This window comes from Mesorhizobium sp. M8A.F.Ca.ET.207.01.1.1 (assembly GCF_004794715.1).
Taxonomy (GTDB): domain Bacteria; phylum Pseudomonadota; class Alphaproteobacteria; order Rhizobiales; family Rhizobiaceae; genus Mesorhizobium.
Window position 1 is genome coordinate 13,995 of the sequence record NZ_SRUS01000021.1, and the last position, 26,560, is coordinate 40,554.

General features: G+C 58.3%; 15 protein-coding genes and 2 pseudogenes. 3 read left to right on the forward strand and 14 right to left on the reverse strand.

Annotation, left to right across the window (positions count from 1 at the left end):
- Positions 1 to 2: 2 nt before the first annotated feature.
- Positions 3 to 2,162 (reverse strand): acetate--CoA ligase family protein, encoded by a 2,160-nt coding sequence (locus EN850_RS32370; protein WP_127318120.1) that lies wholly within the window; start codon positions 2,160 to 2,162, stop codon positions 3 to 5.
- Between the two features lie 71 nt (positions 2,163 to 2,233).
- On the opposite strand from EN850_RS32370, the gene EN850_RS32375 reads away from it, so the two are divergent.
- Complete coding sequence (locus tag EN850_RS32375; protein WP_127310873.1) at positions 2,234 to 3,283, forward strand: AraC family transcriptional regulator; 1,050 nt, start codon at positions 2,234 to 2,236, stop codon at positions 3,281 to 3,283.
- A gap of 117 nt (positions 3,284 to 3,400) precedes the next feature.
- Here the strand turns inward: EN850_RS32375 and EN850_RS32380 are convergent, their stop codons facing one another.
- The 12 genes from EN850_RS32380 to EN850_RS32435 all read right to left on the reverse strand — a co-directional run bounded on the left by EN850_RS32380 (position 3,401) and on the right by EN850_RS32435 (position 20,067).
- Positions 3,401 to 4,444, reverse strand: coding sequence for a betaine/proline/choline family ABC transporter ATP-binding protein (locus EN850_RS32380; RefSeq protein WP_127310874.1), 1,044 nt, complete (start codon positions 4,442 to 4,444; stop codon positions 3,401 to 3,403).
- A 51-nt stretch (positions 4,445 to 4,495) separates the two neighbouring features.
- A complete protein-coding gene (proX, locus tag EN850_RS32385; RefSeq protein WP_127310875.1) occupies positions 4,496 to 5,506 on the reverse strand; it encodes a glycine betaine/L-proline ABC transporter substrate-binding protein ProX in 1,011 nt (336 codons plus the stop codon).
- 31 nt (positions 5,507 to 5,537) lie between these two features.
- Positions 5,538 to 6,470 (reverse strand): ABC transporter permease subunit, encoded by a 933-nt coding sequence (locus EN850_RS32390; RefSeq protein ID WP_127310876.1) that lies wholly within the window; start codon positions 6,468 to 6,470, stop codon positions 5,538 to 5,540.
- Complete coding sequence (locus EN850_RS32395; RefSeq protein ID WP_127310877.1) at positions 6,463 to 7,641, reverse strand: acetyl-CoA C-acyltransferase; 1,179 nt, start codon at positions 7,639 to 7,641, stop codon at positions 6,463 to 6,465. Before EN850_RS32395 ends, EN850_RS32390 begins: the two co-directional genes overlap by 8 nt.
- 3 nt (positions 7,642 to 7,644) lie before the next feature.
- On the reverse strand, positions 7,645 to 9,963 hold the full coding sequence (locus tag EN850_RS32400; protein WP_164761556.1) for a 3-hydroxyacyl-CoA dehydrogenase NAD-binding domain-containing protein: 2,319 nt from the start codon (positions 9,961 to 9,963) through the stop codon (positions 7,645 to 7,647).
- Between the two features lie 250 nt (positions 9,964 to 10,213).
- The gene (locus EN850_RS32405; RefSeq protein WP_127310879.1) at positions 10,214 to 11,584 is read right to left on the reverse strand and encodes an MmgE/PrpD family protein; all 1,371 of its coding nucleotides are present in this window, start codon (positions 11,582 to 11,584) and stop codon (positions 10,214 to 10,216) included.
- A 462-nt stretch (positions 11,585 to 12,046) separates the two neighbouring features.
- Positions 12,047 to 12,502, reverse strand: a complete 456-nt coding sequence (locus EN850_RS32410) for a thioesterase family protein (protein WP_164761555.1) — start codon at positions 12,500 to 12,502, stop codon at positions 12,047 to 12,049.
- A 142-nt stretch (positions 12,503 to 12,644) separates the two neighbouring features.
- Positions 12,645 to 12,863 carry a hypothetical protein gene (locus EN850_RS32415; RefSeq protein WP_127310403.1) on the reverse strand — a complete coding sequence of 73 codons (219 nt, stop codon included), beginning with the start codon at positions 12,861 to 12,863 and terminating at the stop codon, positions 12,645 to 12,647.
- 898 nt (positions 12,864 to 13,761) lie between these two features.
- The gene (locus EN850_RS32420) at positions 13,762 to 15,582 is read right to left on the reverse strand and encodes a CocE/NonD family hydrolase (protein WP_127310402.1); all 1,821 of its coding nucleotides are present in this window, start codon (positions 15,580 to 15,582) and stop codon (positions 13,762 to 13,764) included.
- 273 nt (positions 15,583 to 15,855) lie between these two features.
- Positions 15,856 to 17,523 (reverse strand): CocE/NonD family hydrolase, encoded by a 1,668-nt coding sequence (locus EN850_RS32425; protein ID WP_245463534.1) that lies wholly within the window; start codon positions 17,521 to 17,523, stop codon positions 15,856 to 15,858.
- Between the two features lie 246 nt (positions 17,524 to 17,769).
- Positions 17,770 to 19,110: an FAD-binding oxidoreductase gene (locus EN850_RS32430; protein ID WP_127310400.1), complete on the reverse strand. Its 1,341-nt coding sequence runs from the start codon at positions 19,108 to 19,110 to the stop codon at positions 17,770 to 17,772.
- Positions 19,111 to 19,392: 282 nt separating this feature from the next.
- A complete protein-coding gene (locus EN850_RS32435) occupies positions 19,393 to 20,067 on the reverse strand; it encodes an isochorismatase family cysteine hydrolase (protein WP_127310399.1) in 675 nt (224 codons plus the stop codon).
- A gap of 3,103 nt (positions 20,068 to 23,170) precedes the next feature.
- Here EN850_RS32435 and EN850_RS32445 point away from each other — a divergent pair.
- Both EN850_RS32445 and EN850_RS32450 read left to right on the forward strand, forming a co-directional pair.
- Positions 23,171 to 24,139 carry an ornithine cyclodeaminase family protein gene (locus EN850_RS32445; RefSeq protein WP_127310398.1) on the forward strand — a complete coding sequence of 323 codons (969 nt, stop codon included), beginning with the start codon at positions 23,171 to 23,173 and terminating at the stop codon, positions 24,137 to 24,139.
- A gap of 374 nt (positions 24,140 to 24,513) precedes the next feature.
- Positions 24,514 to 24,667 (forward strand): annotated as a pseudogene (locus EN850_RS32450) (IS3 family transposase); the annotation flags it as partial.
- 283 nt (positions 24,668 to 24,950) lie between these two features.
- On the opposite strand, the pseudogene EN850_RS32455 reads toward EN850_RS32450, so the two are convergent.
- Positions 24,951 to 26,208, reverse strand: a pseudogene (locus EN850_RS32455) (IS110 family transposase).
- Between the last annotated feature and the right edge of the window lie 352 nt (positions 26,209 to 26,560).

Here is a 26,560-nt window from a genome sequence, read left to right on the forward strand (position 1 = left end):
GATCAGTGCTTCGTATGTAGATTCTTGATGGCGGCTCTAACCGGCAGCGCGTCTACCGCAATCACCTCAGCGTCAGTAATAATCACAGGATTCACATCGAACTCAGCAAGCTCGTCTTTCAGCGCATCAGCCATATTAGAGAATTTCGAGAATGCTCGGGCCAGTGCATGGACATCATACGGTTTCTCGCCACGACGGCCGTCGAATATTGGTCGAATCTTGAGGCGGTCGATCAGCTCTAGTGCGCGCTCCTCGCCAAAGGGCGCCAGCGCAATCTGCCGGTCGGCAAACAACTCGATCCATTTCCCTCCCGGAGAGACGGTTACCAGCGCGCCGAACTGAGGATCGACAACCATGCCAAAGCTCATCTCAACGCCGGAGGGGCTCATCCTCTGGACCATCACCTTTGGTCCCAGACGCTGCGCTAAATCCTTGTAGGCTTCAGTCACCCGAGTAACGCTGTCCAGATTCAGCGAAACGCCACCGACGTCGGACTTATGATAGATACCCGGCATCGCAGTCTTCAACACCACAGGAAAACCCGTCATGTCGACTGCGGTCAGCACTTCCTGCAGATTCTCGCACTCGTGGTTTGCCACCACCGGAATATCAAAAGCCTGCAATACCGACAGGCCAATCTTCTCACCATCGGAACCCGGCTGCGCGAGCAGGGCTTTAGCATTTTCAAGAGCTGATTGTGGGACCGAGAAGCCGACCTCCCTCGCGGCATTTTCTAGTCGCGCTTTAAAGGTGTCGACGGCCTTCACCGCCGTCATCGCGCAATCGACCCCGCTGATGAGAGGAACGTCGCAATCCAACAATCGCGTAGCTATCTTAGAGTTTGCAATCCCCGAAAAGCTGCTCATCATAAACATCGGTTTTCCGGTCAACCGCTGCGTCTCAGCCACGATCTCGGCATAGACGGTCCCAAATTGAAAGGCGTCCCCTGCCTCGGTTGCAATAGCGCCAAATGCGCTGTTGGGATCACGCATCATCAACTCTAAACAACGCGCAAAATGTGCTTTGGCGTCGGTACGGCTACCCCATGCATCCAGTGGGTTCTCCGCGATCATACCGTCGTCCAACTGGTCCTGCAGTTGGGCCAGCGTGGACTTACTAAGTTCAGCGAAAGTGGCGCCCTTGTCTTCTGCGATATCAACCATGAGTTCGCGCAGCCCGCCAGAATCCATCGCCACGCAGAGCCCACCTGAATTGGCGTCCTTGACGTGCGCGAGTAACTGGGCTGTCGCCGCCAACTCATCGAGTGTCTTGACCGAGATCACATTGTAACGGTCGAAGAGCGCTTCATAGGTCGACGCGTCGCCGACGACCGCTCCACTATGACTGATGGCCATAGCGGCGCTCTTTGCCGTCCGGCCGACCTTGAGCGCGACAATCGGTATGCGCTTGCTAGCGGCCTTTTCTAGCGCTTCCACGAAGCGTGCGGGGTCACGGACCGTCTCGATAAACAATGCAACTGCTTTGGTCGATGGCAACTCCAGCGCATAATCTAAGTAGTCCGCCAATGTGGTATTGAGTTCCTGGCCGGACGACACGGTTAAATTGTACCTAAGACGCGTTAGATCAGTGGCTAGCGCTTGAATGACAGACCCGGAATGGGCGATCAATGAAACATTTCCAGGCGCGGCCTTGGTAACAGGACAGGAGCTAAACGTTGCATGCGTGCTGTTGGTGAAGTTCTGAAACCCCATCCCGTTACCGCCGCAGATCGGCATTCTCGCTTCCGCGGCGATACGGGCCAGACGATCGCGTTGCTCCTGATTACCACAGTCCGCGAATATGACGGCAGCTCGCACGCCAAGCGTTACACATTCCGAGAGAACTTGCTCCAACAGTCTCTGATTGACCGCAACTACCGCCAGGTCTGGCGCCTCTGGCAGTTCAGATACCGCGCTGAAGCAGTCGACATTTCCGATCTTCTTATACTTGCTGTTTACGGCGTAGAGTCGCCCGCGGTACCCACGCTCAACCATGTGGTCAACTGCGCTTCTGCCTAGGCTTCCTTCAGTTGCCGAAGCGCCGATAATCACGGCGGAACGAGGTTCAAGCAATGGCTTTAGCCAGTGGTTGGAGGGCACTTCGGAATTCTCCTTGAGGGGCAATTTCTTATAGCCAACATAGCCATGCTGAGCCACACGCACATTGACATTTCATGCCACATTTTCGATAGTGCCCGCCAACAGGGGTCGTTGTCGACACCTAGGAGTACATCATGACGACCGCGGTTCTGAAGCTGCCCACTATTCCAATGCGCGTCTGCAAACCGGTCTTGGCCCATATGCGCGATCACGGCGTTGCGATCCCAGCACGTGATGCGCGTACTGGCTTTGACCTTTCGAAATTTCAAGTTGACGGTAAGCGTGTATTCCTTTGCGAGTGTATCGCTCTTATGGAGTTTGCTGCGCGAGAAATTTCCGAGCCGGCGTTTGGCCTTAACCTCGGCCGCACCTATAGTATTTATGACCTTGAGATCATCGGCTACATGATGCTGAACTCGAAGGATGTGGGAGACGCTCTACGGACATTTGTGCGGTATTTCAAACTTCGTGCCGACGGTTGTCGATTCGACCTCATTAGAGGACCCGACGGGACTGCGGAGTTGACTTATGCAGTGATCGCCCCCGGCGTCGCCGAATGCAGACAGGATGTTGAACTGGCGCTCGCCTGGGGCATGCAGATAATACGCACGCTATCAAGCCGTACCTGGCGCCCGATTCGCGTGCAGTTCAAGCATAGTCCCTTGGCCGCTATCGAGGATTACAGGGAGGTTTTTCAATCGCCAGTTCATTTCGAACAGGGCTCCAGTTCGATTGTTTTCGACAGCAGGGTGTTGGAACATCCTGTTGCCAACGCAGACCCGCGGTTGTTGGGCATTCTGCGGGACCAGGCTGAGAGCCTTATATCACGAGATGCCTACTCTGCTGATCTGGGTTCGCTGGTAGGCGCGCAGATTGACCAAGCTGTGCTACTGGGTAGGGCTCCCCGAATCGACTGGATTGCTAAGCAGCTGGGCATGACCACACGAACGCTTCAACGTCGCCTGGACGAACAGGGACTAATGCTGCGTGATTTAGTCGACGCCAAGCGGAAAGCCGTCTCGACCGATCTACTGGAGAAATCTGATTACGGTCTTGCCGACATCGCCATGATCTTGGGCTACTCGGAGGTCAGCGCATTTGTTCGAGCTTTCACACGCTGGACGGGTATGCCCCCAAAGGCATACCGAGTGCATTGGCGAGAACAGGCGGTCGCCAATGCCTGAGGTCGCACAGGTCGGCTCTCGTCGGCGTGATTAATTAACTCTTAGCGAACGCCTTTTGATGCGATGGCTCACAGCTAGCTAAGCTAGGAGGCCATGCAAACCACATCCAGTGACCGCTTAACGGTCCCTGTCTGGACGCATTGTGAGAAATGTCAGGATATCCTCACGAGCAATCATGCCGACGTTCGTACCGCCTCTCGAAACGAGAAGCGTTCCAGTTCCAGAGATACCCCTCCGTATGACCTCCGCCACTGGCGTTTGGGCGTCGATAGAACCGCCGTCACAGGCGACATTTAAGGAATCGACGGTCTCCGAGGTTGATTGCATGATGTCACCGGCAACCAACTTATCCAAGAGGGTGACATGGCTTACGAATTCTCGAACGTAAGGTGTCGCAGGTCTCAGTAGAATGTCCTGCGGCGTGCCGATCTGTTCCACCTTTCCTTTGTTCATGATCGCAATGCGATCACCTAATCGCGCGGCTTCCTCGATGTCGTGAGTTATGAATACGGTCGTTTTTGTCGCTTTTGCCGAGATCTCTATGAACTGATCCTGTAGCTGCCTTCTGATAATGGGATCCAACGCGCTGAACGGTTCGTCCATCAGCAGAATTTCCGGATCTGTTACCAAGGCGCGCGCTAGACCCACCCGCTGCTGCATCCCACCGGACAACTCGTCGGGATAAAAAGTCCCCCACTCTGGCAGTTGGACTCTTTCTAGCGCCTCTTGGGCCAGCTGACGTCGCTCAGTCTTCTTGACCCCCCGAATTTCTAGTCCCAGCGCCACGTTCTCCGTCACAGTTCGGTTTGGTAGTAGTGCAACATGCTGGAACACCATGCCTATCTTTCTCGAGCGCAACTGCAGCAAACGTGCCTCGCTCAAATCGTTAATTGACGCCCCATCGATAACGATTTCTCCGGCGGTAGGCTTGATCAGGCCATTGATATGGCGCAGCAGAGTGGACTTCCCACTTCCGGATAGGCCGATTATACAAAATATCTCACCTTGATTTATGTCGAAGCTAACGTCTTCGACGCCCACGACATATGGGGGTGCCGGGGCACCGGAAAGACGTGATCGTTTTATCTCCTCCAGCGCATCGCCTTCGCGCGCCGCGTAGATCTTCCAGACATTTTTGAACTCAATCTTCTTGACTGACAATTTCGAAATCCTGATCCAGGCGTGAAGATGAAGCGTTCGCAATATACCCTTCTACGGCTTAGCCGCTTTCAAGGCCTCGTTTACCCAACCGTCAAATGTGGCACGGTGCGCCTTGATCCAGTCTTGAGTGTGGCGCTCAATATCTTCGGGTGACTTTTCGCCCTCTTCGATCAAGCTGTTCTCAGCTTCAATGTCCGCCACTGGCACCGTGGCCAGTTCGAAAAACTTGTTGGCCGCGGGATTTTTTTCCAAAAACTTATTGTTCGCGAGCACTCGGATAGTATTAGGAGCAAACCCAGTGTTCGTTCCGTCTGGAGATTCCGTGTTCGCGTTCGGGTCATCAGGGCTTGCCGAGAAGGGCACGTTTAGCCAAACGACATCGGTTCCAGGCTTCAGGCGATTATTGAGCCAATTTGGCGACCACGTATAATACAAAATTGATTGACCATTCTTGTACCGTTCCAGCATATCAGCCACCAAGGCAAAGTACTCGCCCTGATCATGATGAATTGTATCCCGCAATTTATAGGTCGTCAGATGGTGTTCAATTATCCGCTCGCATCCCCAACCGGGGTTGCATCCCACGAGATTGGCCTTCCCGTCACCGTCACTATCGAAAAGTGCTGCAAGCTTCGGGTCAGAGAGCTGCCCGAAGTTCGATATGCTGTATTTGTCAGCTGTGCGTTTGTCGATAAGATAACCCTGTTTCACGTTGGGCGTGAAGTTTCCTATTCGCGTCATCACCTTCTTGCCACCAGCATTCTCGAAGAACGCGTCATGAAGGGGCTGCCAATGGTGCACCGTGTAATCGACATCGCCGTTAGCTACAGCGATGTGAATTGTGGGATAGTTCGCGATCTGAGGCTCCTCAACCGTATAGCCGAGTGCTTCTAGCCCATGCTGAACGATCAGGTGTTGGAACACCGAGGTGTAATCTTCGCCTTTAATCTGTCGAACTACTATCCCTTTTCCTGGGAGATCTCGAGCCAAGACGCCAGGTGCGAGCGCGACGGTGAACACCGCAACGGCGGTTGCCAATTTTTTCAAAACTGACGTGATCATTTCATCCTCCTTGAGATCTGCTTATTGTTGTTCATTTTCTTCCACGAAACAGGAAGCTCAGGATCGCCAGAGGCCGCGATCCTGGCCCTGTGGCGCCAACACGCTGTCTGGTAGTCTGCGCAAACGACTGTGATAGGCGGTCGATCGCAATCGCCAGCATCACAATTCCAAAACCCCCAACGGTTGCTTGGCCGAGATCTAAGCGGCCTATACCGCTCAACACGAGTTGCCCCAGCCCTGGAACAGAGATCATCGAAGAAACAACCACCATCGACAGGGCAAGCATGATTGTCTGATTGACGCCAGTCATTATGGCCGGCCGCGCCTGGGGCAACTGAACCTTAAACAGGACCTGCCAATCATTCGCTCCGAACGCACGAGCGGCTTCAACCAGATCGTGACTGACCTCACGAATGCCAAAGTTGGTCAGTCTGATCACCGGGGGCAGCGCATATATCATCGTAACGATCGCACCCGGGACCTTGCCAATGCCAAACAGCATCACAACTGGCACCAGATAAACGAATGAAGGGATCGTTTGCATGAGATCCAAAACAGGCCTCATGCCGGCTTGGACCTTTTCACTACGCGACATGAGGATTCCGAGAGGAATGCCGATGATAAGACATGCGAGAACGCAACTTACGACGAGTGATAGCGTCGTCATCGCCTCTATCCACGCGCCGATGAGGCCGATCACAATCAACGGCATAACCACCGCTACCGCCACGCCAGCCCCACCTGTCTGCCACGCGACTAACCCGACAACCACGAGCAAAACAGTTGGCGGACAGCTATGCAATGCTTGTTCCACGGCGTTGAGAAGAAGCTGAAACGGAACCTTGATAGACTGGAACATCTCACGATAGTGTGAGGTGACCCAGGCCATTCCGTTGTTCACCCATTCCCTGACCGGAATGTCGATTGAGGCAAATGGGTCAAGAAGGTCAATTCTTTCAGGCATCGCGACCACTCCCTGCTTCAAACAGTGCGCCCGCCCCCATACCGCCACCCACACACATTGTGACGACAAGGTATTTGCCAGCTCTTCGGGACAACTCAATAAGTCCGTGGCCAGTCAGACGGGCGCCCGTCATCCCGTATGGATGTCCAAGGGCAATCGCGCCACCATTCACGTTTAATCGTTCAGAGGGAATCTCCAATCGATGCTGACAGGGGAGTACCTGGGCAGCGAAGGCCTCGTTAAGCTCCCATAGGTCGATATCGCTGGTTGCAACTCCCGCCTTCCTAAGCAGTGGCGGCACTGCCAATGTCGGTCCTAATCCCATCTCGTCCGGCTCGCATCCCACGACCGAGTATCCCCGAAAAATGCCCAGAATAGGCAGCCCCGATCGCACCGCGTAATCTGCGTCAGCTAGAACGCATGCTGATGCGCCATCGGACATCTGGCAGGCGTTTCCGGCCGTAATCGTGTACTCACTTCCGAGGATCGGCTTAAGTCCGCTCAAGGTTTGCTCGGTTGTGCCAGGCCGGATGCCTTCATCTCTCTCGATGATTGCCGAACCTGCAGGGTCCAGTTCGTCATCTATGGTGATCGGCGCGATCTCGCTGCTGAATAGACCCCCTTCCCGCGCGGCCGAAGCTCGACGTTGGCTTTGCGCCGCATACGCGTCCTGATCTTCTCGTTTGATCCCGTATCGCTGAGCGACGACTTCAGCGGTCTGGAGCATGGGCATGTAGATTTCGGGCTTGTGGGTTTTGAGCCATGGCTCGGGAATCCAGCCTTTGCGTATCTGCTCGTTATCCACAATGCTAACTGAGTCCACCCCCCCTGCAATACCGACGTCAATCTCGCCACATGCGATGCGATGAGCAACCTGAGCGATTGCCTGCAGCCCGGAGGCACACTCTCGGTTTACAGTTGCAGCTGCAACCGACGTCGGCAGGCCTGCGCGAAGTGACGACAGGCGCGCAATATTTCGTCCTGCGGCGGCTTCAGGCAGTGCGCATCCAATGATCGCGTCTTCGACTCGACCGGGTTCAATTCCAGCACGCGCTACAGCGTGAAAAATAGCGTGCGCAGCCAGCGAAACGGGATGAACCGCGCGCAGCGCTCCTTTGTAAGCTCTGCCTACAGGAGTCCGAGCTGTTGAAACGATAGCTACAGTTCGCATCTTTCACCTGACATCCGCAAATCTCATGCCGCTCTTGGCAAGGAATGCCAGTAGAGGGGCAGGTTCCCATACCACCGGGCCGTGTTCTTCTCTAAGTTCGATGACCTGGTCGTAGACTCGTTTTGGGCCCAAATGATCGGCCCAGAACATCGGACCTCCCTTGCGACGTGGAAAGCCCAGCCCATTCATCCAAACTACATCGATATCGCCGGAACTCCTCGCAATGCCGTCACCGAGCAGCCAGGCGGCGTCGTTGACCACAGGCAGCAGGCATCTTTGCAGTATCTCGTCATCGGAGATGTTCCGTCTCTTGAACCTTAGTTCGGAGGAAGTCGACTCGATCAACGCGGCGACCTCGATGTCCGGATGCGCCTCGCGCTGTCCCGGCTCATATCGGTACCAACCCTTGTTTGTTTTCTGACCATAGCGGCCAGCTTCGTAGATCCGGTCCGCGACGTGCGGATAACGCATTCCGGCCGGGTATGACGCCGCCTGCCTTACATGATAGCTGATATCATTTCCGGCCATGTCGTTCATCACGAATGGCCCCATCGCGAACCCGAACTCTTGAAGCACTCTGTCGACCTGTTCCGGAAGGGCGCCCTCTTCCAACAAAAAGAGTGCTTCGCGTTGGTACCCGGCAAGTAGCTTGTTGGCTACGAAAGCGAACTGGTTGCCGACGACCACCCCGATCTTACCAATGTGCTTGGCGACAGCTCTCAACTGCTCGATAGTCCCTTCCGCTGTCTCCCTGCCTGGAATTATTTCAACCAGCTTCAGGAGATGAGCAGGACTGAAGAAATGCATCCCTGCAATCTTTTTTGACCGCCCTGTTGCAGCTGCAATCTCGTCAATATCGAGCGATGACGTGTTGGTGACCAAAACGGCGTGGTCTGGACATATACTGTCTAGCTTGGCGAAGATCGTTTTCTTTAGTTCAAGGTCTTCGGACACCGCTTCGACAACCAGATCGGCCTCTTCTAGCGCCTTCATATCGCCAATTGCTATGATATTGTTGCGTGCCGTGTCGCCCTGCTCCTGGGATATGCGACCACGCCTAACCATGGATTTCAACGACGCACCAACGGCCTCAAGGCCCCCAGCTAGCCGATCTCCAGCTTGATCGTGAACCAACACCTTCACGCCGCCTGTCGCAAAGCTGATTGCAATTCCGCGACCCATGAAGCCGAAGCCAACCACTGCAACGCATCTCGGAAGACTTAAGGTCTCGGCACCAGACCGGAAATGAGGCAGATCAGTTGCAAGCTCGACCCTGCTTGCATGTAATAGTGCTATTGTCTCGGCTTCCGCGAGCAGCTTTTCGTTGTGTCCGTTTTCAATGGCGATGTTTTCTTCAAGGGAAGCTGACTGGGCTCCTAGAACGCATTCCATAGCCAGTTTCCCAGCCGGTGCCTTCAAGGAAGCTGGAAACGATTGCTTGAAATCCTCAATGATTTCCTGCCGGCTTTTCTCAGTTGGGCTTTTTGAACGCCTCGGACTGCGATCCGTCCCGACCCGAATTGCCTCATCCACCAACGCTTCACGGCTGCTGACCAGTTCATCAACCACTCCGAGCGCGTGCGCGGCATTTCCGGTAATGTTCTTCCCCCCGACGATCATTTCAAGGGCGCATTGCAATCCTGCCAATTCACTCAGATGAAGAGCGGCGGCACCTAAAGGAACAAGCCCCCATGTCGCCTCGGGAAACGCAAGCTGTACGCTCGGTGTGGCAACGCGCGCGTGGCAGGCGAGCGCTATGGACAGAGCCTCCCCAATGGCGCGCCCCTCAAGAGCCGCGACAACGGGGACCGCGGACGTCTTGATCGTGGTAATCAGTTCCTGCAAGCCGCCAAAATCTACCTTCTCTGAGGATCTTGAAATGTCGGTTCCAGAAGAGAATTCCGGTCCTGCGCCCCTCAGAATGATCGCATCGATGTCTTTGCGCGTCGCAAACTGGTCGATCAAAACTTTCAATCGAGCACGAGCAATGGCAGTGATCGCATTCAGCGGAGGATTGTCTAGATAGATGACCGCAACCCGACCAAACAGTTTGTAGTGAGGGGCACCCAACATCAAGCATTCTCCAGCAAAGCGATCTAAAAAACGACGGCGCTCGCAAACCAGTTTACACGAGCTCCATCGGCTCAGCTTAGACCGCGCGATTAGGATCGCGTTGACACGTTCAGCCACTTTTTTGACATCCGCCGCCATCGATGATTTGCGGTTTGCCCGCGAATGCGAGGAGAGGCGGGTGCGAAGGCGGGCGATTTGGCCCGCAATCCAGGGGATAACCGAGGCGACGCAGTCCTCCAGCGCCTTCACCCAACTCGAAGTCGGCAAGGCAACGCGAAGAACGGACGAATGGCTCGTTCCGGTCGCGACGAGCTCCCAGGCAGATCGCCCGCTCGATGCCATTGAGAAGGAAAGCGGACGAGTTGCGCCACCCATGCCTCGGGCGCGGTTACGGCTGATCGCCTCAGGCCAACGCTGCCACGGGTCTCACCAGTCCGGCAAGTCTAATGACGGCAGTGCTTGGAAAGCCCATGGTGGGACGAGCTATAGCACGACGTCCCTAGCTTAGCTGTGGTTGGCAGTCTGGTGGACGAAAAAGCTCCTGGAGTAGCTCGCACAATCCACTTGTCCCGTCGGCGAGCCTGAACACAGCATCTTCGATACGTGTCATTCTGCCGGTCTCAAGCGAAGTGCTAGCCAGGGCGCGATACTTCGAACGTAACTCATCGGTCCGGAGCGGACATTCCGGGTCGCCGCGTGGTGTCGCTGGACCTGAAGCTAGCCGGCGTCCGTCCGTCGTGCTGATGACGACCTCAGCCCATCGCTCCGCCGGAAACACGTTGCTGTAGGGTCCGTGTTCTACCAGTACAATGCGCTTTTGCAGGGCGGCGGTGAGCGGGTCGCTCAAACCACGTCCGGTGATTTCTTCGGTGCCCACCTGCCCGTGGGCCAGCGCTGCGGCGACGGGGAAGGCTGTGGAATACTGTGCGGCATCGGTCTCGGTCGGCACCCGCGAGCCGAGGGCGACGGCCGCGGCAAATGTTCGGATCTCAACCCGCTCGATCTGTTGTGGCGTAAGCGCGTGCCGGCGCTTCAGATCGAGCGCGGCATCGATCGCCGGATGCGCCCAACGGCAGACGGGATATGGCTTGAAATACTGCTCCTCGATGCGCCAGCGCACGCCCAGATCATCCCAAAGCGCTGCCGCCTCCTCGCTCTCGATGATGGTCGCCGGGGCGCCAGAAAATCCCTGCCGCGCAAGGTACGCGGCAGAGACACCAACCATTGCGCCCCAGCCGGAACCGTCCTTCACCATGGTCGGATGAGCCACCATGCGCATCATGGGACTGCGCGGACCGTAGTACTCAGCAATCCCAAGTGCATGCCGAAGCTTCTCATGGCCCAGATGCATCAGGCGCGCTCCCAGGGCGGCGCAGGCTATGGAGTTCCAGGATCCCGATGAATGGAAATCGCAGGTGCTCGCATGCTGTACAATCCCCGCGCGGGTGCCGATCTCGTAGCCTTGCACCAACAGCGTGAGAAACTCGCGGCCGGTGGGCGTCACGACCAGGTCCTGAATCAGCGCGAGAAGCGCCGGAAGCACGGCGCACCCGACATGCCCTTTCACCAGACGATGACCATCATGTGCGTCAATGGCATCGATTGTGATGCCGCCAGCCAGCGATGCACCGACCGCGCTGCAACGACGCCCGTCGAATAAGAGACTTGCACCTGAGGTTCCAGCACCGGCGGCGAGAAACGCGGCCGAGAAGTCACGAGCAATTTGGGATGCAGGAGTAAGCACGCCGGCGGCAGCCGTACCAAGCAAGTCGATAAGACAGCGCTCGGCCTGCGCGACGACAGGTTTCGGTAGGTCTTCGAACCGAAGTTCGGACAGAAACGCTGTCAAGCGTTCAAGCGCCGCGGTCATCGCCCCCTCCACGTGAGTTTGCACTCGCAGTGATTGTGATGCGGCGACGGTAGCAGGGCTGTCTCTTGGATTTTTGGGCCAGAAAACGTTCGCACTTTTTCTCCGGGCGAGGGCTGCGGTCTGCTCCTCATAGAGCGGATCATGGATTTTCGGGCGGACCATTGGCTGCCTGCGATGTGCCTGCTCGCCGTCCAGCTGATCCGTTTCAGGCTGCTCTGGCCGTCCGGGAAGGTTCCCACGGCCCGAGCGCGGCTTGTTGGTCCAAATCTCGAGCCAACACTGCTGTCGGAGAAGCTGTAGTAGCTAAGCGTCTCCACGCGCGTCTCGGCCGTCCTGTTGCCTAGCACTCCGAGCATCACGGCGCGAAAGTCGACAGAAAGAAGGTTCAGGCACGAGCCGTCGAGCGTGATTAGCTCGAGCCCCGCTTGCATCGCCATCCGGCAATTCCCCTTCATGACTCCTCTAATCCCTCGGCACGAAAGGCTTGACCCGCATGTGCTCCCCTTCTCTACCGCGCAACAAATCAACCAAAGCTTGGGGGACAGGTGCCGGCCGATAATTGGTACGGTCGAAACTCACCCAAACGATCTCGCCCGAGCTGTGCATCGTCTCACCGTCCCTAGGGTAGATCTCGAGGGCGAAGGTAAGACTCGTCCGTCCGATGCAGGATGCGCGGGCGAAAATCTCCACTTCGTCATCAAAATGGAGGGGGACCTTTAGCTCAACACTGATCTTGACGGTATGGAAATCGATATGATCTTCACGATCCACGAGACGGAATCTCAGCGCCCGCATGTACTCCCACAATGCGAGACTGAAATAGTTGACGTAGTTTGCGTTGAAGACGACCCGCTGTGCATCAACCTCCGCCCAGCGGACGCGAAGCGGCATTGAGAACGTGAAATCCGTCTTAGCCATTTCAGACCGCTGCATGACTGATGATCGGCTCGGCGGGGCACTCATTGAACATACACTTGCTTAACATGCGATGCTGTCGCGTCGCTGGAGCTGGGCTCAAGTGCCCGGGCGGTGCTCGCGCGCAATGGCAATTCACGCGCGCTCATCGAGCATAGTTAAATCGTGCTACTGGAATCGAATTGACACTTTCGGTCATATCGTTGACTTTTGCCGCCATTTCGCGCTGGCATGTGCTGAAATTAGCGCGCGATCTCTGCTTTAACGATAGTCGGCAGTCCGAGCCACCGCGAAACTCTTCATCGAACACCTTGCCGTCGCACCCCGTCAATTGCCCCTCGCCATGCGTGACGACTCGCTTCACGGTGCAGTTCTCCAAGAACGCATGGCGATGGTGCGCCTGGGTGGTTTTGCCGTCTCAACGTTCGGACAAGAGTCATGCCGTTGACCGTTCGGCTGCTTTATGGACTGGAGGATCACCATGCCTGGCAAGTTTCTAGACCGCGGCAACACTGCTGGATCCACCCGGTGTTATGAGTTCCGTCCTCTCTAGGCCTCGTTGTTCGGGAATCCGACCGCAAATGCGGATGGTCTGGAGCAGACCAAAGCCGTTATCCGGGGCTTGAATCGGTCTCTGCTATTCCACAGCGGAGTGGCAGCGGCGATGGTCACCGATTTGCAGCCGCGTAGCCGCGTCTTACTGAGGAGGGTTGCTCCCCGGTCGAGTGGGCTTGCATGCGCAGCGCGTGATCGCATGGAGGCTTAGCGATCGCTAGCTTAAATCTGCTCCCGAAGACTTCCCTTAGCTCGTTCACTCCGCGGACGTGTTCGGAGGACATTGCGCGCGAGATGGAGGCAGCGGGCTCCGGGAGGTCAGTCACTTCCAAGTTTGAAGGATGCACCAAGCTTGCTGCAAACTCGAAGCTGATGTCGCGTCCAGTTCCTGTGGATTCGGGGCAAGCAAGGCTTTTGACGGCAATCGCGATGAGGAGTTTGTTCGTTGGCCCCTGGAGGGCTTCCTTCACGTCGCATAGCACCCGCCAGTCGAACGTGCCTGTCGTCGCAGAAAAAAGAATGGCCAGCAGATCTTTTGGCTGGATGAATGATCCTAGCGAGGTTTCAGCTATGCCCTTAGCAGACGTTGAAGGCCCTCTCGTACGGGTGGCGTCTTGTTAGGCCGTCGAACCCATCGTTCTGATAAATCCGCCTCTAGTCCTTTCGTGAGCAAAATTCCTGCATGGCGCACCGGAAGGCCCTAGAGACTAGCTCTCGATTATCGGCAGGTCGATGTAACAACCCGCCGCGCCACGATGAAATTTGAGCAACGGCGGCGCGCCGTCGGCGGGCACATCGGCAAACGTAGTCTTGTCGCTGCCAGCAAGACACACCCGCAGACGGTATCCCGCCGGGAGGCGGGCGGAGATCGGATGCAACGTGAAGGTCAGGATGGCGGGCTCGCCCGGAATGAGCGGTTCGGCGTCGCGCTTCAAATAGCTATGCTGGGGTCCAAGCGCGCTGAACGGTGAGTCGGTCCACACCTTCCGGTGCAGGGCGCGCAGTTGGCCCTCGGTGAGATAACAGGATACGCCATCCGGCTTAACGGCTTCGAGATATACGAAAAAGGCGCCGTCCTCGCGGGTGGAGGTGATGTTCAGGTGCACGACAGGATGTCCGGTGATCGTGAGTTCGCTGATCAACGGATCGCTGGTATAGCCGAGGCGCACTCCGTCAAGCTGTCGCCGATCTCCGTAATCGACTTTCAGCGCGCCGCCAGTACTGGTGGCCCACCGGTTTGAGGGAACCTCTGCCAGCGCAGGATCGACCTGGAACGAGTCGAACCCCGGCCCGCCGGGCGACGAACTCAGCCGCGAATCACTTGCCATGTACCACCGTTGGCGGGTAGCCGGGAGCGGCCAAAAGCGGGTCGATTTCCAGCCCTCTCCAAGAGTGTAATAATGGAGGATCTTCCCTTGCTCGCGGGCGGCATGACCGTTGAAGCACAAGTCCGCGAAGCGGACGTCGTTTGCGTCCTGGGTCGGCGGCGTTGGCGGGATCGCGTCGCCATCGGCACGGAGGGGATCCCAAGGGTAATCACCGCCGTGGTTCCACGGACCGATGATCACGTTCATCGGATTTGACTGCCCCACGAAACGGCGAACGGCTCCCTGCGCGGTACCGGCGTCAAACCAACTCGCCCAGTTTTGGATTGGCGCGCCTGAGCGAGAGACGCGGTCCGCTGCTTCCATGACGCTCCAGTCGAGCATCGACGCTCCGCCCCAAGCCGCGAGGCGATCGTCCTTGAACGTCACCTGCTCGAGACCCTCCCAGACCGGTGGCACGGACTCATGATCGCGCAGGGCCGCGGCAAGGTCCGCCTCCCCGCCCGGCCCGACGGAACGAACTCCTGGCGACGGTCGGCGCTCGCCATCCCCGCTGACGACCATATTTAGGTCCTGGTTCTTGCTGCGGCTGCCCCAGAGCCGCGCGCCGGAGACGGCGGGAATTCCACTTGGAAGCCAGACATATTCATAGGGGTCGTAGGAAGCAAACCGCGGTATGATGCCCTTCAGCGCCGGATGGTTTCGCTCTGCCATCCATTCCGCAGTGTTGGCGGTATAAGATGAGCCATAGCCGACGACACGACCCGTTGACCAGGGCTGTGCAACGATCCAGTCGAGCACCTCCGTGAAATCCAGTGTCTCCTCGCGCCAGCAGGGATATGGCCACACGCCGAAGGAAGCACCGGTCCCGCGAACATCACCAACGACCACGGCATAGCCATGCGGCACAAACCGGCCGGCATCGCGGTGGGGCGGGTCTCCCTTGATGCCGCGCCAGTAGCGCGTCATCACCAAAATGGTGTCGCGCCTTGTGCTGGCGTCGTCGCCCAGGGGACGGACGATGTCCAACGCAAGCCTTACGCCGTCGCGCATGGTCACGTACACAGATTCCAGCGGACCGAGCTTGTATTGCCCCGCGGCCGTGCCATTGAGATCTAGGCGAAAGTGCGTCTGCTCACGATCGGAGCCCGTTTCCGAGCGGCTATCGAGCTGGGTTGCGCCACATTCCTTCGATACACTCATCAGTTTGCTCCGGTCGAGCGCGAATGGCACAACGCCCACATTGATTTTGCCCGTAAATATTCTGGCTCCGACCGGTCAAATGTCAGTTGCCAAATGGCAGGATTGTTTTGTCAGTCTTAGACCTACAGGCCGCCTTCTGGTGCTCACGTCCTAACGGCTCCTGGTGGCCGTGGCGTCATACCGGAATCCGGGAAGACCTTCTACACGCACCCAGGGTCCAGTTAGCTGTTATCGGCCTCCATTGTCGTTCGTAATGGGCTGATTGGCTTTCGCTCAGCTTTCGATGATCGGCAGGTCGATGTAACAACCCGCCGCGCCCCGATGAAATTTGAGCAACGGGGGCGCGCCATCGGCGGGCATATTGGCAAAATTCGGCTTGTCGCTGCAAGCAAGGCACACCCTGAGGCGGTAACCTGAGGGAAGACGGGCGGAGATCGGGAACAGGGTAAAGATCAAAATGGCGGGCTCGCCAGGAATGAGCGGTTCGGCGTCGCGTTTCAAATAGCTATGCTGAGGTCCAAGCGCGCTGAGCGGTGAGTCGGTCCACACCTTCCGGTGCAGCGCTCGCAGCTGACCTTCCGTGAGGAGATAGGACTCCCCGTCCGGCTTTACGGCTTCGAGATAGACGAAAACGGCGCTGTCCTCGCAGGTCGAGGTGACGTTCAGGTAGACTACGGGATGTCCGGTGATCTCGAGGTCGCGCGTCAACGGCTCGCTCGTATAGGCGAGGCGCCCATCGAGGAACGTTCGGCGATTTCCAAACCCCAGGCGGTCGGTATCCCACCGCATCGACGTGTCGTCCTCCTGCGCCGCAGGGTTGACCTGAAGCGAGTCTAAGCCGGCACGATCAGGCGATGCTGTAAGTCGGAAGCCAGTTGAAATGTACCAACGTTGGCGGGTGGCCGGGACTGGCCAAACCGCGGTCGATTTCCAACCCTCTCCTAGCGTGTAGTAGTGGAGGACTTTCCCTTGCTCCCGGGCAGCCCGGCCAGAAAAGCACAAGTTCGCAAAGCGGAGGTTATTCGCGTGTTGCATCGAGGGCGTGGGCAGGATCGGCGCGCCATCTGCCTGGAGCGGATCGTAGGTGCCGCTGCCGTCGTGGTTCCACGGGCCTATGATTACGTTCATCGGATTTGACTGGAGCAGGAAGCGGCAAACGGCTCCGTGCGCCATCCCGAGGTCGAACCAACTCGCCCAGTTTTGGTATGGGGTGCCCGAGCGAGAGACCCGGTCCGCCGCTTCCCTGTTGCTCCAATCGAGCATGGACGCTCCGCCCCAAATCGCGAGGCGATCATCCTTGAACGTCACTTGCCGAAGACCCTCAGATAAGGATCGTCCCGGCTGGTGATCTCGTAGGGCCGCGGCAAGGTCGGCCTCGCCGCTAGGCCCGACGGGACGAACGCCCGGCGAGGGCAAATTGAGGTCCAGGTTTCTGACCATGTCAGCCCATGCCGTTCCGTAGGCGGTGGACACTCCACCGGGAAAGTAAACCTCTTCGTAGGGGTCGTAGGAGGCAGCCATCGGTATGATGCCCTTCAGCGCCGGATGGTTGCGCTCCGCCATCCATTCCGCGGTGTTGGCGGTATAGGACAAGCCATAGCCGACGACACGGCCCGTGGACCAAGGCTGTGCAACGATCCAGTCGAGCACGTCCGAGAAGTCCAGGGTCTCGTCGCGCGAGCGGGAATACAGCGAAACCCCGAAAGATGCACCGGTGCCGCGAACGTCTCCGACGACCACGGCATAACCATGCGGCACAAAGAGGCTCGAAAAGTTCTTGTGCAGCACGAGCTGGTCGCCATCACCGGCAGAGAGGTCTGCCTTCTGGCCACGCCAGTAGCGTGTCATCACCAGAATTGTGTCGCGCTTGGTGTTGCGGTCGTCGCCCAGTGGACGGAAGATATCCAAAGCAAGCCTCACGCCGTCGCGCGGAATGGTCACATAGACCGATTCCAGCGGGCCGGGCTTTGCTCGCCCCGCAGCAGTCCTATGGAGATCAAGGTGGAAAATTGAGTCTTGCGTCTGCTCAAGAGCGAAGCCCGTTGCCGAGCACCTCTCGAGCTGAGTTTCACGAGGTTCGTTCGATCCTCTCACGAGTTATTTCCTCCGGTCAAGCAAGAGAGCTCAGGCGCAATGCCTTCATTGGGTCCACCCGATCCCGTCCCAAGTCTGGCTGTGACTGCCAGGTCAACTCCAGGGGAATGGCGAGTGCGAGGTCGGATGCAGCTTGCCTTCGGCGAAGCGCGAGAAGCGGAACGGCCGCAGCAGGTCGCTCTCGTTACCGCAGATGTCGTCGGCCACCAGCTTGCCGACGCCGATCATCTTGTAGCCGTGGTTGCTGTCGGCGATCACGTATACGTTCTCGCAGAAGCGGTCGAACACCGGAAACGAATCCGCTGTAAAGCTGCCGATGCCGCCGGACGGCTCCTTCTTGTATTTCGGCATGGTGCCTTCGAAGCGCTTCTGGCAGAAGGCCAGCGCCGATACCCACATGTGGGCAAAGTCGTCGCCGACAATGAAGTCCGGGCTCTCCGGGCCGTAGGGATCAATCTTCACCTGCTCTGGCGCAGTCGGCACCTTGAACGGCATGGCGCCGCCCTGCACGCCCCCGAAGTGGAAATCAGGCTTGTAGTAGATGCCCCACAGCTTGTCCGTGATCACCGTGCCGTCGACATCGGAATGGAGCGGCGCATCGGTGTCCACATGGATCACTGGCGGCATCTTGCCGTCATTGGTGCGCTGCAGCTCCGGGTTCACGCCGAGCGTGCCTTCCTGCAGCGACCAGAAGGTCCACATTGGCACGTCCTGGTGCATCTTGCCGTCCCGGCCCTTGATCGAGATCGCCTTGGGCAGTTCGAGCATGTCCCAGATCTGCTTGACCCACGGGCCGGCGCCGATGATGACCTGGTCGCAGCCAATCTTGCCCTTGTCGGTGACGACGGCCTTGACCGCGCCATTGGCGTCCTTCTCGAAACCGAGGACCTTCACGCCGGTCGCGATCCGCACGTCCTCGTTCTCCGCTTTCTTGGCGAGGCCGTAGATCGAGCGCGTGTTGTTGGCATAGCCCCCCTTCTCCTCGTGCAGCACCGACGTGATGCCTTTGGCCTGCCAGTCGGAGAAGATGCCCTGCATGTACTTCATGCAGTCCTTCTCGCCTTCGATGAAGACCGACGGATAGCCAATCTCCTTCTGCTGCTGGTAAATGCTGGCAACGTCCGCGTGCATCACCTCGGGGCTGATCTGCATATAGCCGACCGGGTGGTAGGAGAAGGCCTCCGGGTCGCCTTCCCAGACCGAGACGCTGTGCGCCATCAGGCGGCGCATGGCGGGCTGGAAGTAGTTGTTGCGCACCACACCGCAGGCAATACCGGAGGCGCCCGCCGCGATGGCGGTCTTGTCGACGACCAGGATGTCCTTGCCGCTGCCCTTGCCGCTCTTGCGCAAATTCTCGCCCAGATGCCAAGCGGCCGACAGGCCGTGGATGCCGGCGCCTACGATGACGTATTTGACGTGACTCGGAAGTCCCATAAGAGCAATGTCCTGTTGAATTTCGAGGCTGAACATAGTTGGGGATCCGCGACAACCATTTGACATATGGCGCCACATTACCGATAGTATCCGCCATATCGTCGATGTTGGAAGCGCACCTATCGGATCGTGGCAGGCTAGTGCTGCTGGTTGAGCTGGTTAGCACCGATCCAAATCGCGTCAGCGCCGCGATCCCGCTGCTGATGCGGTGCGATAATGTCTCCAGGAATTCGTCTGTCGCCCTCTTTGAATGCAATCTGATGTGCGCCGCGATTTCCGCGCTTACAGGGATTCGTACAAGGAATCGATTGTTTCGGTCCGGTACGGCATCGAGAACGGCTTTTCGAAGCGCCATGCGCGATAGTCATTCCCATCCGCCTTAGCCAATTCCTCCGCCCCAAAGATCATCCCGCCCCTCAGCCAATTAGCCATGTCAAGCATGGCAGTCTTGTGAATTGTCCCGGTCGCGCTCCCGCACGCATCTTTCACCAGCGTGATCCGAAAATCGCGCCAAAGAGCATCCCATACCGTCGTCTCCAGGCAGGCCTCCGTCCAAACCCCGAAGATGATCAGGTGCTCGATATCCATGCGGTTCAGAACAAGATCGAGCTTCGTGCCGTAAAAGGCGGTGAAGCGCTGCTTGTCGATGACGGTGTCCCCGTCCTGCGGGGCGACCTCGGGACAGATCTCGCCGCGCGTTGAACCGGCGACGCTGTGCGGCGGCCGGCCGCGGTCATCCAGTGACTCATATCGCGGCGCGTCGATACCCCTCGGGTCGAGCCAATGGCGCGTGTAAATGATCGGAAAACCAGTTCGTCGACAAGAGTCCAACACCTTGTGAGCCTTGCTCAGAACGTCTGGATAATTCTCCACCGCGCAAGCGCCCTCAGGGAGGTTCTCGCCTTGCAGATCAACGGCTAGTACTACGGTTCGCTCCAGCCGGAACCAATCAGTCATTTCAGCTCCTCTCACACAATGGGTAAACTGAGTTGCAAGCTCGGCCAATTACTTGCATGTGTTCGGGCACGGCAAGCAGCCAAAGGTCTATACTAGCGATATTTTGTTCACGCGAAGGCCCCTACGGCCCAATCCATAGCCAGTTTCACAACCGGTCTCTTCAAGGAACCTGGAGACCTTGCTTGAAATCTCCGATCGTATCGTGTCGTCTCTTCTCAGTTGGGCTCTTTTGGGCGCCTCGAGCTTCAATCCCTACCGGCAAATGACGGCGCTCACGAAGCCAAATTCACGCGAGCTCCATCGGCTAAGGTTAGATGCGCAATTGGGACCGCCTTGACGCGCTCTGCCACAGTTTTGACATCTGCCGCCATCGAACGCTTAGTTTGGCGACTCCGCCGACATCGGCGGTTCTGGCAGCACGGCACCCGCTTCGGCCCGAACCGAAATCCCGCGCGGGGTCGATGCGACGTTGCCGGCGTGAGTGAAGGAGACATCGCTAACGCCGCCATCAGAACCAATGCCTCCGGGCACGGCCGAGCACGATGGCGAAGGCCAGCACCACCGCCGAGAGCAGCAGCATGAAAAGAACAAGGTAGAGCGGCCACAACGTTGTCGCCGCCCCTCGTCATAGTTGCGGGGCCGTTTCTCCCGATGGCGAGCTCAAAGTAGCCTCGGACATTGGCAGGTATTGTCATCCATGATCGACCTTATGCAGCTAGCGCAGTTGATTAACGTGATGCTTGTCGACGGTTGGAGGTCGCAGGCAGGAGCTGAGCATAGATACATTTAGCTGCGTGCATTCTGGTTGCGCTAAAGCAGAAAACAATCTGAAGGTGGGTTACCTCCAAAACAGCCCCCGTTTGACCCAAGCCCGCGCCCCCCGATCCAAGGTCGTTCAGATCTGGCCGCATCAGTTCGGGCACGGCGGACGCTCCGAACTCTTTTTCTGGGATTTATCCCATTGCCCAAGCTGAGCGGCTCGCTCCTCTTGCATATCGCATGCCGCCATTGGCACGGAAATGCCAATCGAGGAGGACAAGTCCGCATAGCACCGAACCATGCTTCTCGAAACTCGCCTAACCGCTCGGTCTCCAAATGGCGGCGTTCGTGACGCCGATTCACGCGAGATCACCGGGTGATGATTAGATCGCGCAAATTAGAAACGCATGGACATTTGCGGCCATTCTTTTGACATCTGCCGCCATATTCCCACTTGACGATGATGAACCCCACATGCGGGTTCATCGCCGGCATCGCCGCGCGCATGGAAGGCGCCCCTTTTCATCACAGGCTTCCAATTCGAAATTAGCGCTTTCGCCAGCCCGGGTGGGGATCAACTCGACCGGCCAGCTGGCTCGGCTCATACCGGGAACCTGCCTTGACGTGGAGGGCAGCACCGACACCCGCCAGCGCGTGGGGCGGCGGGCTGCCCGAAATCGGTCACGTCGGTCTCGCCGCCAGCCGTAGCGCGAGACCGATGGTTCCGGTCCCCTCCGCGGCGAGCATGAGGCGTCGCGAGGCCTTCATTGAGACCTGGGCGACATCCCCGACAGCGGCCTCTTAAGCCGCCATGCCGCGGCCCTCCTCCATGCAGGCAAGGACACTGGCCTAGCCGCCGGCCTCCAGGTAACCCGATCGGGCGGCAGGCCCGCATGGGCGACGGCGGGCGCAAAATATCGGCTGGGTGATGCACCAGAGCACGAGGCTCGTCGTGCTGTACCTGCCGAGCTGGTCCACCGACCGTCTGCAGCGGATGACCGGCGTAGCGGCGCCGCGCGCTGGCGCGCCATTCGTGGTCGACGGCCGTGACGGGAGCAGACGGATCGTGACGGCCACCGATGCCGCAGGCGCTGCCCTCGGGTGCGCGTCAGTATGCCCGCTGCAAACTGGACCACGTTAGCGCCTGCGGCTCTCAGCTGTGGCAAAAAGGTTTCAACACGCTGGGTGATTGCAGCGGTTAGCTTGCCCCATATCGTTGAGGTGATCGAGAAGGGTAGCACGACGGTTTTTCACTGCAGCCTTTCTGGCCCAGTCAATGGACCGGGGCTGAGTGGGTCTTCAGCACGAGCTGGCGCATCACGACTGCTCCGCGGGACCACCTTGCAGTGCTTGATCGCTGGCGAGACTTCTTCATAACACAGGGATAGGCGCAGCATTGTCTCACGATCCGAAATCGGAATATGTCCATGCCGCGGCAGCTGACGACACCCCAGTTCGATCTGTTCTCGATCAGCCCGCCACGAAGACGACTGCGGTGACGCGTGGCACGCGACTCCCGGAAGACCGTGCCCGGCGGCTCCGCGCCCATCAGGTTCTGCACAATCGCGAGAGCAGTATGCTTCAACATGCAATGCACGACCGCCTGATGGCGCTCGGCTGGTCCCCTATGGAGACGATCGATGACTCGGTCACTCTGCCGCTGGCGGCATCGCACGCGCCGGTTTGACCCGACGGTCGCCGAGCTCTGCCTTGGCCGGGTGAGTGCGGTTTGCGGCACAGGAAGAGATCTCGCGCTTTGCCCGCAACAGCCGCGACCGGCAGCAACTCATCTAGTGTGCCACGTCGACACCGTGCTAATCGATCAGGAGACAATCTATGCGCCACGCCAGGGCAATGACCGATTGCTGCCGGGATTGAAAGGGGAACCTCAAACGAGTATGAGCTCGACCTTCTGCTCCTGCGCTCACTCTCGTCTCTACGATGAGGCTCCTCGCGCTCGCGGTTGCAGCCCCGTCTTCTTCGCGAAGGTCGGTGACCAGTTTCCTGATCGCCGCGTGCAGGAGGCCATCACTTGGTGTTTGAAAGGTCGCGGTACTTGGCAGCGCCCGGCAGTCGCTGATGTGCTTCCTCGAGCAAGGACTGGACTTGCTCGCCAAGCGCAACAACTGCGACGTCGTCTGGAGAGGCCGAACTATGCGACCATGCACTGAATGAACTAGAACGCGATCTCCGGCGGCTCCTACAATAAGTTCGGCGTCGCGGTAGGATTCATGGTCGAGAAAACACAACAGGGGCAGAAGATTGCTGAAGCCGGAAAAGAGCATCCCGAGAAGCTCGCGAGTGGTGAGCCATGCGCTTGGGCGATTGCTGAGGAGAGTCGGCGATGAATGATCAGTTGCTTTACCTGAGCGGGGCTGAAATCGCGGCCCTTAGGCCCAATCCAGCCGATCTACGCCTGAGCCTCGCGCGAGCGTTTCGTTTGCACGCGCAACACCGAGTTCAAGTGCGTCCGAAACAGACCCTTGCAATCGCTCCTGGACATTTCTTTCAAGCGATGTGCGCAGCCTCGCCCGAGCCTCCTTATGCTGCAGCCAAATGGGTCGGCATCGCAGAAAATTCCGGACGAGGGCTGTCGAACGTAAACGGTCTTGTTATCCTCAGTGATTTTAATACTGGACGACCTCTGGCTATCATGGATGGCAACAGCCTCACAGTTTTACGAACCGCCGCCATGTCGGCACTTGCTGCGGAATATCTTGCTCGCCCGGACAGTACCTCCATTGGATTTGTAGGCTGCGGTCAACAGGCGCTTGGGCACCTTGAAGCAATGTACGATCTTTTCCCAGGGTTGGCCGAAGCAGTTTGCTTCGACCGGAACGCAACCTCTGCGCGCCGGTTGGCAGTCATCGCACGAGAGAAGGGTCTGCAAAGCCGCGAAACTACGGCGGCCGATGACGCGCTCGCCTGTGACATCGTCATAACGACAGTGCCCGGGACCACTACGCTCACTCCCTTCCTCGATGCGAGCCTACTGCGTCCAGGCAGCTTCGTCAGCGCGGTCGACCTCGGTCGGTCGTGGCGCGTGGAAACTTTCAACGTATTCGATCTTCGCGTCGTGGACGATCGCGCGCAGGCGGAGGATCCAGAAAACCGATCCAAGCTCGCCTATCCCGGCCCCTTTGATTCGGATTTGGCAATGCTGGCGAGTGGAGTTGAGCGCGGTCGCTCTTCGGATCCAAGCCAGCGCACACTCTTTCTATTTCCGGGCTTTGCCCTTGCCGACCTTGCAGTCGCCAGCGCGGTGTTCGAGACAGCTCTGCGCACCGGTGGAGGCGTCGGGCTGCAGCGTTAGGAATCTCGAGGCGCCGACGAAGAGAGTTTCAGGGTGCCGATGGATTTGGGCATTCGCCCAAAGCCGGTCATAACACGCAACTCGGCTGGCTTTCGGGCGCTCCAGCACCGGTGCGCCAGTTGCGGCGCCTGCTCGGCAAAAAGAAGCGGCGGCGGCGGTCGCTTTGGGAGCGTTCCCAATGGAGGCGGTATGCGAGACAAGCGTCGCCGCGCTCCAATACTGCTGGGCGTTCAGGGCCATGGACACGGCCGAATTGGCCGCCCAATGGCGAACTGGTCTCCCGGATCGATGGGATCATTGAGACGCCGCCGAGATATGCTACCGCCGCAAGAAACCCGTCCTGACGGGCGGATCGCCGCCGCTGACGACGGGCCGAGATCGGCTGCGACAATGGCGAGGGGGTTCGCGTCGCTTTCGCGCTCGACTGCTGCCACCGCGAGGCCATCGCCCATATTGCCACTAAATTGGGCATCAGGGGGTAAGGAGGTGCCCGACCTCATCATCATCGCTGTCGAAGGCCGCTTCGGCTAGGTCAACCGGTTGACCCGACACGATCGAGCGGCTGAGCGACACCGTCCTAATCGCGGAACGAAATGGAGCCTGCAGTCAGGTCTCTCTGTTCGTCAGCATGCCCTTGCTGCGTGACGTTGGTCAAGTCGTCGAGCCAGGCGGCTTCCACCGGCAAGGGAAAAGGTCTCGTCCATAGCAAACACAGGATCCGCACGCAGGCGGCCCTCACCGTCCTCAACACGAGCTTCTGATCCAGGCGGAAGACCCGAACATTATCTACAGGGTCATCGAATCGATGCCCTCACGGCCCTAGCTGACACCTGACTACCGGCCCTTCAACGAAGGGCCGGTAGTCGGAACCACCTTTGACGACAGCGTGCACGACGCGGGCCATCTGGCGGTAATAGCGGTCACTGCCTTGCGGCGTAGATCGGGATTGTCGCGATCCCGCGCAATGTAGCGTTCGAACTTATGACGGAAGCCATTCTCCCGCTGGCGGATGGCGACTTGTCCGGCGATCCACAGGGTGCGGCGCAGCCGAGCATTGCCGAATTTGGAAAGGCGGGTCTGGCCCCGATATTGGCCTGACTGCTGTGTCGAGAGGTCCAGCCCGCAGAACTTTAGAAACTGGCGATGATGAGCGAAACGGCGAAGATCGCCGGCTTCGGCAATGATGGTCAATGCGTTGATCGGTCCAATGCCCGGGATTTGTCGCAGGAGCTGATAATCCTGGCTGTGCCGCAACAGCTCGTCGGCCTGCGCTTCGATCTCATTGCGCTGCCGGATCAGGCTGCGTGCTTCGTCAATGACCATCCGGAACATGCGAATGGCAGGGGCATCAAGCGGCAGCGGCAGTCCGATCGATGAGCGCGCCGTCTCGTAAATATCCATCAGAATCTGTGTCTTGCTGACCTTGCGGCCGACGACATCCCAAGCTGCTGTCACAAACTCCTCCTTTGTCAGCGCCGTGATGCTTGCTGGCGTCGGAAAGGTATGGAGGAAGGCGAAGAACCAATCGCTGCGGCTGTTCCCCCGGAATCGATCGATCTCGGGAAAACACAGTGGCAGGTAGTGCGTCAGGATACGGTGCTGGATCTCGGTCTTGGCCCTGGCGATCGCTTCATGGGTCTTCGACAGTTCCCGCACGTCGTTGATGCCGGCGCGCAGCGGATCATTTAGACCTGCGTCGCCTGGATCCTGAGCATGTGCAGCGTCACCTGGGCATCCTTTGGATCGTTCTTGTCCCAGCTGTTGTGCAACGCTTCTCGTGTTCGGGCCAGCGCCAGCGACGACACCAGCCGCACCTCAAAACCCGCATTAGCCAGGCGCCATGCTATCGGCCGGTGATAGTTCCCGGTCGCCTCAAAGGCGCAGACCACAGGGCGGCCGTACGCCTGCAGCACTTCGATCTGATGGTCGTGCTCAACACGGGTGTTGAGGACCAAAAGGCGACGCCGGCGCTTGTGGCCCGGTGCTTCGATCAGAACTTCATTGCGCACCTTGGCAATGTCGATCGCTACCAGCACCGCGGCGGCGGGTGTAGAATCTGAAGTGGTCATGGTCGGTCTCTCTGGAATGGGTTGTGAACATTCACATTCTAGAGAAACTTTGACTGGCCATGGCCGCCTCGACAGCGTTGCGCGCCTGCAGCGAAACTACATCGCCAACGAGATCAGGTCCGCGACATTGGACTGGAGCCGAGGGCGACTCCAGTTTCAGAGCCCGCAAGCGAGACCTTTCGTCAGGACGATGAAACGAGATCATGTCCAAGTCTCGCAGGGCGCCCGCTGGCATGGAAACATTGCAACAGATCGTTCAAATAACTTTACAGAATCTTTTGCAACCGCGGACCGCTGACGATGCTAGGTTCATCCGCAAGGTCTGAAGGCACGCGTGAATATGAGCCACGCC